The organism is Salinisphaera sp. G21_0, assembly GCF_017744115.1.
Lineage (GTDB): Bacteria > Pseudomonadota > Gammaproteobacteria > Pseudomonadales > Endozoicomonadaceae > Endozoicomonas.
Genome location: NZ_JAGHQW010000106.1, coordinates 1 through 8177, shown reverse-complemented (window position 1 = coordinate 8177; position 8177 = coordinate 1). Strand labels below are relative to the sequence as shown.

Below are 8177 nucleotides of genomic sequence, written 5' to 3'. Positions count from 1 at the left end.
AAGCACCTTCAATAGCAGCAAGGTTGCCACTGCAAGAGGCTGCCAAAGAGGAGCCGGTATTTGCAGACAGGTCACCTGCTACCTGTACCAGCCTTTTGGTTCGACGTTTATCACCCAAGTCAGCGCACCCGAAAGTCTGTTCAGCCCATTGTTGAGGGGGGTGGGGAATCATGATCTTGGTTTACCTCAAAAAAGGATAAACCAAGATTAGGATTTGTGACTAAGAGATAGATCAAAGACAGGGGTCAGCACCTGCACAATGGCCTGCTGTATGACCCTGTCCATCACGGTTGGGATTCCCAGTAAGCGTTCACCACCATCCGGCTCTTCTATAACATGCCGGCGTACTGGTGACGGCTGGAAGGTTCCGTCCAATAAAGCTTGACGCACTGAAGGCCAATGCTGTTTGGCAAAGTCGGGATAAGCTTCAATAGTGACTCCATCGATACCCGGGGCACCCTTGTTGCTTTTGACCTGTTTCCCGGCTCTGGCTCCTGCTTCGCACTACCTCCTGCATCCATGCAGTCGCATGCACTTGCCAGATTAGCCGGTTCAAGTACGCAATTTAGTAAATCATGCTTCAAAGCTGGTTAAAGATTCTGTCGCCAGGTACGGTGAGTCGCCGGACGGCTGCATCGCCCTGAGGGAATCAGTCTCCTCTTTGTCATCGATGTTCGGCCCTTCGCTGACGACTTCCCGTCCGTTAATGACTTCTGTCGTACAGTTACTATAGCCTCTGCTGATAAGGCCATGGATGGCCTGTATGCTGAAAATGCAGGAGCAATTTTCGGTTTTCTGTCCAATCACCTCGCGGAGTTGCCTCTGCTGGCGCTATTGGTTGCCATCGGGTTTGTTCGAGCAGGGTGATGAGGCCTGCTCGCCGAGCCTGTTGTAACCAGTGGCTGAGAACTGGGAATTACCAATCGCACGTTGGACAGATCTCCCCACTCTTTATAAATAAGAGGGAACATGAACTTTCAGTGCACAACCGCCGCATTTACCGTGTCTCACGAACCTGAGGGCTTCGTAATCTTTGGCTCACTCGCCCAGAGACTCAGCCTTATATGCGATTTCTGGGGGACGCCCAATCTACGTCGGCTCGCACCTTTGCACTCAGACTGTCTCCGCACAGCCTCTCGCGAGACTGCACTTGCCTTAAGCTAGTGGTTGTCATCAGCAGGCGTCTTTACCGCCAGTCAAATGTAGGTTCTCCCACAGGGGACTTTCACCCCATCAGTTCATGCCCATGCCGGGCGTACCAAGTCAATCAAAGGGACGCCTTCGGCGCCCCTTATTGAGGCGTTAGCTGTTAAGAGTAAAATTATGCATATCCCATCAAAATTCAAAGAAGAAAACTTGGATAAATTGCATGGATTTATTCAAGAATATCCACTTGGTACTCTGATAGTTTCAGCTGAAAATACTTTGGATGCAGACCATATTCCGTTTTATCTTCAGAAGCGTGAGAATGAAGTAAAACTTCAAAGTCATATTGCCAAAGCAAACCCTTTATGGAAAAAGGTTGCTGATGGTCAGGAAGTTCTTCTCATATTTCATGGGCCAAACGCATATATCAGTCCGAATTTTTATCCATCGAAGAAAGAAACAGGTAAAACCGTACCAACCTGGAATTACTCTGTAGTTCACGTTAGAGGAAAAGTTTTTTTCAAGCATGAAAGTAACTGGATTTTGCAGCTCCTCAACCAGATTTCTGACTTTCATGAACTCAACCAAAAACTTCCGTGGTCAGTTTCTGATGCTCCAGCGAAGTTTACTGAAAAAATGCTAAATGCTGTTGTTGGTTTAGACGTTGTCATTGATGATATAGTCGGTAATTTTAAATTGAGCCAAAATAAAACTGAAACAGATTATTCCGGTGTTGTAAATGGCTTGGTGAGTTCAGAGAAAAATTCAGACAACTCGGTTGCCAATCAAATGCAACAATCAACACGCAGCTAACGAATAAGGATAGATTGCGCCCAGCCGCAATCAAAAAAACAGGGTAAGGTCTTTAATCTTGAACCCATTCAAAAAAGGATCTAACCCAGCTTCGGTTTATCTGATTTATACGTCAAGAAAAATACCTGGCCCCAGTGTTCACTGTCAGGTGTTTCTACCAAATAAAAAACAATTTATGCTTCCAATAATCGATCAGAGGACTCAAAGGTATTGTAAATGAAATATTACAACCCCGATAAGCCATTAAATGTAAGTGAATGGCTCGTTCTTGATGATGAACAAAGAAAAATACTCGTCTCTAACTTTCATGAGTCCACAGAAGAATTTCAAGATGATGGTGCATTAACAATGCACTCTTATATGCATGTGGTTGTTGAAAATCAGATCGCCAAAAATGTTGATCTCGTCTCTGAAACGGTAACTAAATTGGTTAGGCAGGGGCTATCACGGCATGAGGCACTTCATGCGATAAGTGCAATCATTGTGGAAGATATTTTTGATATGTTGAAGGGTACAAAAAGTGAGTTTTGTCCCAAGAAGTACCGAAGAAAGCTCGAGAAGATTACGGCCAAGAGATGGAGAAAAGGCCAATATTAAAACCAACTGCTAAATAATATAAATGAAAATTCATTAGGTATTGTTATTCTGCTTTTTTACCTGATCGGTATTTTTCTGATCTTGTGCTCATGGATGTTTTCCAGACAATTTCGAAGCATTAGAAATCGAAAATATGTGCGTTGAAAAGAACTTGAGGAAGAACTCGGCTTCATCCAGCATAGAAATATCACTGACCACAGGGTAATACGGATTACCGTGGGCGTGAGCGATTTGGTAGTGAATCGTCCCTTATTTTAATCGCCCGAATAATCTCCTCCTCAGTCAGGCCAAATTCCTTCGCTGCGTTCTTATGGCTCAGGGTGTCACCTGGTGCTGTCCACTGGATATCGGGCATCGGGTCATACCCTGGCAAAATGATTTCAACGGATGTTTGAGAGTCAGGCTTCCTCTTTGAATGAGCCCAAGAATAAACACACGCCCTCACTTTTTCCAGAATAAGTCTGTGGGTAAGTTGTTGACAGGTTGTGTTTATACTGTCAGTAGTTCGTTATAACCCGTTGCAGTACCTGCCTGTAGAATTATTATCCCCTGTTTCAGTTATCCGGAATTTGTGTGGAAAAGATTGTGGATAAACCGTTAGGGGATAAAGGCAGCCTTTCAGACAGGCGGGGTAAGAATAATTGATTAAATATTGATCAATAAATATCCTCATAATCCGGATACTGCTTCGGCGCTTCACCTTTACGTTCGATCACCTGGGTATCAGACGTACTCTCTTCACTGCTGTGCATGACCACGATGTCAAACTCCCAGTTATCACCATAATCAAAGACAAAGGTGATCTTCATTCCGGGAACTGGCTCAAGTTGACGCAGCCGGGTTTCAGTCACGAAGGCATCGCAGAAATCCACCGCTGGATCACCAATCATCCGGTCGGCACCAAATGGGCTCAGATACTGAAAGTGATAAAGGTGGTCACAATCAAAATCAAAGGCGTCAAGGATGGCTTCAGCCAGGTTTTCAAGCAGGAGGTCAGCGGATACTTTCAGTGTGCGGGTGCACTGACTCCCCCAAAGTAACGGACAGGACATAACTGGCAGCAATCATCGGCTCCGGAAGTTCCAGGGTTTTGTGAACATCTGGCCGAATTGCTTTTATCGCGGGCAGCAGATTGATTTGTTCATAGTCGTCTTCATACTCATCGTCTTTCAGTGAGTCGATAAACCCTTGCCGACAGGCGTTTAAAAACAACTGCCCCCAAAGAGTTAATTTCAGGAAATGGATTTTCCGGTTACTATCCTCAAGCTGGAATTCAGCCATCCCGGCCATTTTGAGAATGGTCAGGTTGAACGACTTACCCCTGCGTAACCAGAAGCCCGGATCCCTGGTCGCTTTGCCTTGCAATAGATCGCTCTCGCCGTACATCATCATAAAGCCGGGCAGAAAGCGATCATCAATCGAGCTGATTCGCTCCCCGACACTGATGGCATAACCCCGATTAATCCATGCTTCCAGCAGGGAAAAATACCGTTCAGTACCATTCATGCCCTGCCATTGCTGGTAAAGCGCCTCGTTGATATGAAGTACGGTATTTCCCCTGCTATCTGGCCGAAGGGCGGCCAGCCCTGAACTGCGGCCCATCAGTAACAGACCCATGACCCGGGCATAATTAGTGGTCATTGGTCGTTTTAAGGTCAGCACTTCGGGGCTGGAGAGCAGATTGTTCAGTGGCTCAGCCCATTTAACCGGTGGCAGGTTCTTGCTTTTCGAAACCGGAACCGGATTTTTCACCAGGTAATCCAGAAACACATCAACATCCCGGAGGAATATCTGGTGATGATCCGACAGGGTAAATGCTGCTATGGCTTCTACCGTTTTTGGTTCAAATAACATTTGCTTCACTCTTATTGCTAACTCGGTTTTGTTGATGTAGATCAATTATTCGATTGCGGTAAATACGTAAACTGTACTCATCCATTGAGTGATTGCCGAAGTCGGTAACGATTGTTTCGGGGCCTGGTAATAAGAACACCAAATACTCACTCTCTGTCGAAGAATAAATACCACCCAAATAATAATAAAAACGGCTTACTGCTGATGGATCAGCACTGGCAGCCTTGCTTTTGGCGAGGTTGTTTATTGTTACCTACGGGAGAGTCAGCAGTGTATCCCGTATTCAGGCGTATAGGATGATACGTCACTGTCCGTAAAATAATAGCCTCAACCAACAGGCCTGGGCCTTGAGTTGAGTGAAGCACTGCATCAGGGAAGAGGTGTTCAGGTATCACAGTGACGTGAACCAATGGAAGCCTCGAACAACCAGGCAGGATGCACAGGAAACCCCAACGACACTGTTCGTTCTCTTCGGTCCTCGCTTTATGCGGGGTTTTTGTTTTGATCAGTTATTCACTACTGATTAAAAAATAACTATCTGTTTTTAGCTGGTATTTCCCGCTATTTTCCTGACTATCCCACAGGCTGTTGCGAAATTGGTGGACGATTAAAGTTCTTGACCAAACGGTCGGCAGCTGGTGATGCTATATCTACAGATATCCGTTGGAACCACACAACATGGCCATGGTCTCTGGTACAGGTACAATTTCGGTACCGAATACATTCTTTTTGCCGACCCGCCCATGATAAGGCTTATAGATGGAACGCCCTTTGCTTCGGTAAATGCTATCCGGCAATTGGGCATTCTCTTTATTGTGTGGTCTTCCCGTTAATGGGGAGTGCCGGTAGCAAACAGTCCAGTAAGGTTTGATACCATTTCACCTGTTTTACTGACGCACCTCTGTTACATGTTCCTCCGTGGGAATGCATACACTGCCTATCAGCAGACTCCACTCTTAACCATTATCTGATGCGGGCCCGTTATGCATTGCCACGCAAGTAAGGTTGCGCCAGATCAAAAAGCGGTTAATGGAACCACATGCGTTGCGTTTATACCTCCGAGTGCTTGCTCCTGTTTCCATGGGCAGGTGCTTTCTGACTTCGTTGCCTACTCGCTGTAATGGCCTCCAGTTCATAGGTATCCGCCACCGGCTCAGACGGCGACGGTAGTACAGATCGATGCCCTGGCAACCCATTGCAATCCATAAGCCGGTATGTGCCTGACCAGCGTTGGTAATAGCGGTAAATGCACGCACCCCCAAAACATACCAGCACCAGGCCGGCTCCCACGGCGATACCGGTGATGGCACCAGCACTCAGGGAAGATGCCAGCGGTGCCACCGTGGCGGTCGACAGCGCTACTGCCGTGGTCATTGGCGCAGAAGCAGGTGCTCTGGAAGAGGTCATGGTGGTTCCTGGTATTGAGGGCACGGTTTCCCAGAACGGTGGCGTGGTAACGGTTGGCTGTGCCGTCGTAAATGGTTCAAAAGGCGGACCGGCCAAGGTTATGGTTTTCCCTGATACCCTGATCACGGTTTCCTTGACCGGTGCCGGCGTGATGGCTGACGGCGCTATCGCTGTGAACAATGTCGCAGAAGAAGTCTGGTCGGAAGCAGGTGTGGCGGTTGACGGTACCATCTCTGTGGACAATGTCGCAGAAGAAGCCGTTTCGGAAACAGGTGTGGCGGTTGACGGTGTCATCGCTGCGGACAATGTTGCAGAAGAAGCCGTTTCGGAAACAGGTGTGGCGGTTGACGGTACCATCTCTGTGGACAATGTTGCAGAAGAAGCCGGGTCGGAAGCAGGTATGGTGGTTGACGGTGTCATCGCTGCGGACAATGTTGCAGAAGAAGCCGTTTCGGAAACAGGTATGGTGGTTGACGATACCATCTCTGTGGACAATGTCGCAGAAGAAGCCGTTTCGGAAACAGGTATGGTGGTTGACGGTACCATCTCTGTGGACAATGTTGCAGAAGAAGCCGTTTCGGAAACAGGTATGGTGGTTGACGGTACCATCTCTGTGGACAATGTTGCAGAAGAAGCCGGTTCTGAAACAAGTATGGGGGGTGCTGTGGATGCCCTGGCGGTTTCCCTGCCTGCTACCGTCGTGGCGGCCGATGGTGCCACTGTCGTGGTCAATGGTGCAGGACAAGGCAGGCCGGGAAAGGGTATGTCGGATGCCATGGGCAGGGTTTCGACGGAGAAGAAATCATTGCTGAAATTGCTTGGCATGCCTAACTGGTCAAGATACTTGGGGTTGGTTTGGCAATCCCGGAGCAAGAGCGAGAGCGGATGAGCGACAGGTTCACACACATCTTTCAGCGGGCAGGTGGTATTGTCACGGAATAGCTTCTTGTCAAGGTAGGTATTACAAACCTGGTAACGCTCACTGACGATATCGGCTTTCGCTCCATAACTGCCCTGGGCTTCGATCCAGGAATCAACCGCCGTGGTATCGGTAACTTTACCATCCTCACCCTCACGAAACGGCCCTGCCCCAATACCAGCATTTGCCTCAGAGCCGGTCGTTATGACATTACTCTTCACTGCCAGGGTGTTGGCAGCGGTTGCACCCTTTATAACGTATCCTGTGCCGATAGCTGCATGGGCTGTATCACCGGAAGTTCTAACCGTGCAGTTCACCGCTGTGCTCCAGTCAACGGTGCCACCATCAGAGGCAGTTCCGGCTCCGATGCCTGCATATCCATATTCATCTTGGGTTTTGACCGTGCAGTTAAACGCTGTGGTGTGTTCAACGACGCTGCTACCTTCAACAGATCCCGCTCCGATACCGGCATTGGCCCCCACACCATTATTGACAGAATTGAAGGTTTCGACGTCGCAGTACACTGCCGTCGTGTTGGTAACATTGCCATTAACGACTTTACCAGCCCCGATACCGGCAAATCCCTCTTCACCCGTGGTTGCTAGGTTGCTGTATAACGCTCTGGTATCAGCCACACGGCCATTTCGAACATCCCCGGCTCCGATGCCCGCTTCGCTATTTTTACCGACGGTGCTGGCCTTACAGTTTACTGCTTTGGTATCGGTCACAGTGCTATCAGCAACATTCCCCGCGCCAATACCGGCATCTGCATTCTCCTCCGATGTTTCGACACGACAATTCTTCTCTGCCACGGTATTAGTAACAGTAGTACTCTCCCTAACCTGCCCACCTCCGATACCCGCGCTGGCATCTCTACCGGTGGTTTTCACCGTGCAGTTCACCGCTGTGGTGCCAGTCACGGTGCCACCGTTAAACTGTCCCCCGCCGATGCCGGCAACGCTGCTACGTCCAAATGTGCTCACCTTACTGTACATTGCCTTGGTGTCAGTAACATCGGTCTCGATAGACTTTCCCCCGCCGATACCCGCATGGCCAAAAATACCAGAAGTTTTCACCATGCAGTTCAGTGCTCTGGTGTTGGTAACTTTTCCACGGGAAATGCTTCCCGCTCCAACAGCGGCATTTGCACCATCGCCCACTGTTTCAACGCAGCAGAGAACAACCGCTGTCGTGTCGGCAACGGTTCCGCCATTGACCATTCCTGCACCGACACCGGCATGGGCATACTGGCCTGAAGTTCGAACCGTGCAACTCTTCGCCATGGTGTTAGCAACGGTTCCGCCATCGACCATTCCTGCACCGACACCGGCACTGGCTTGCGAGCCTGAAGTTTGAACCTTGCAATTCACCGCCATGGTGTTGTCAACCTTTCCTTTTCCTTCGGCATTGCCTGCAATAACCCCCCCATGGGCTTCAATAC

General features: G+C 48.8%; 6 protein-coding genes and 1 pseudogene. 3 read left to right on the top strand and 4 right to left on the bottom strand.

Translation table 11 applies throughout. From position 1 onward, the window contains the following. On the bottom strand, positions 1–172 hold a 172-nt coding region (locus tag J7439_RS24610; protein ID WP_286198513.1), incomplete at its 3' end, for an IS4/Tn5 family transposase DNA-binding protein. A 227-nt stretch (positions 173–399) separates the two neighbouring features. Here J7439_RS24610 and J7439_RS24605 point away from each other — a divergent pair. The 3 genes from J7439_RS24605 (at position 400) to J7439_RS24595 (ending at position 2556) form a co-directional block, all read left to right on the top strand. Continuing rightward, positions 400–594, top strand: coding sequence for a hypothetical protein (locus J7439_RS24605; RefSeq protein WP_209204698.1), 195 nt, complete (start codon positions 400–402; stop codon positions 592–594). A gap of 729 nt (positions 595–1323) precedes the next feature. Then, complete coding sequence (locus J7439_RS24600) at positions 1324–1959, top strand: FMN-binding negative transcriptional regulator (protein WP_209204697.1); 636 nt, start codon at positions 1324–1326, stop codon at positions 1957–1959. A 216-nt stretch (positions 1960–2175) separates the two neighbouring features. Next, positions 2176–2556, top strand: coding sequence for a hypothetical protein (locus tag J7439_RS24595; protein WP_209204696.1), 381 nt, complete (start codon positions 2176–2178; stop codon positions 2554–2556). Positions 2557–3212: 656 nt separating this feature from the next. Here the strand turns inward: J7439_RS24595 and J7439_RS24590 are convergent. The 3 genes and pseudogenes from J7439_RS24590 to J7439_RS24580 form a co-directional block, all read right to left on the bottom strand. After that, positions 3213–3608: an IS1096 element passenger TnpR family protein gene (locus tag J7439_RS24590; RefSeq protein WP_209204695.1), complete on the bottom strand. Its 396-nt coding sequence runs from the start codon at positions 3606–3608 to the stop codon at positions 3213–3215. Further along, complete coding sequence (locus tag J7439_RS24585; RefSeq protein WP_209204694.1) at positions 3550–4410, bottom strand: hypothetical protein; 861 nt, start codon at positions 4408–4410, stop codon at positions 3550–3552. The genes J7439_RS24590 and J7439_RS24585 overlap by 59 nt, the downstream gene beginning before the upstream one ends. 1050 nt (positions 4411–5460) lie before the next feature. Then, a pseudogene (locus J7439_RS24580) lies at positions 5461–8177 on the bottom strand (hypothetical protein); the annotation flags it as partial.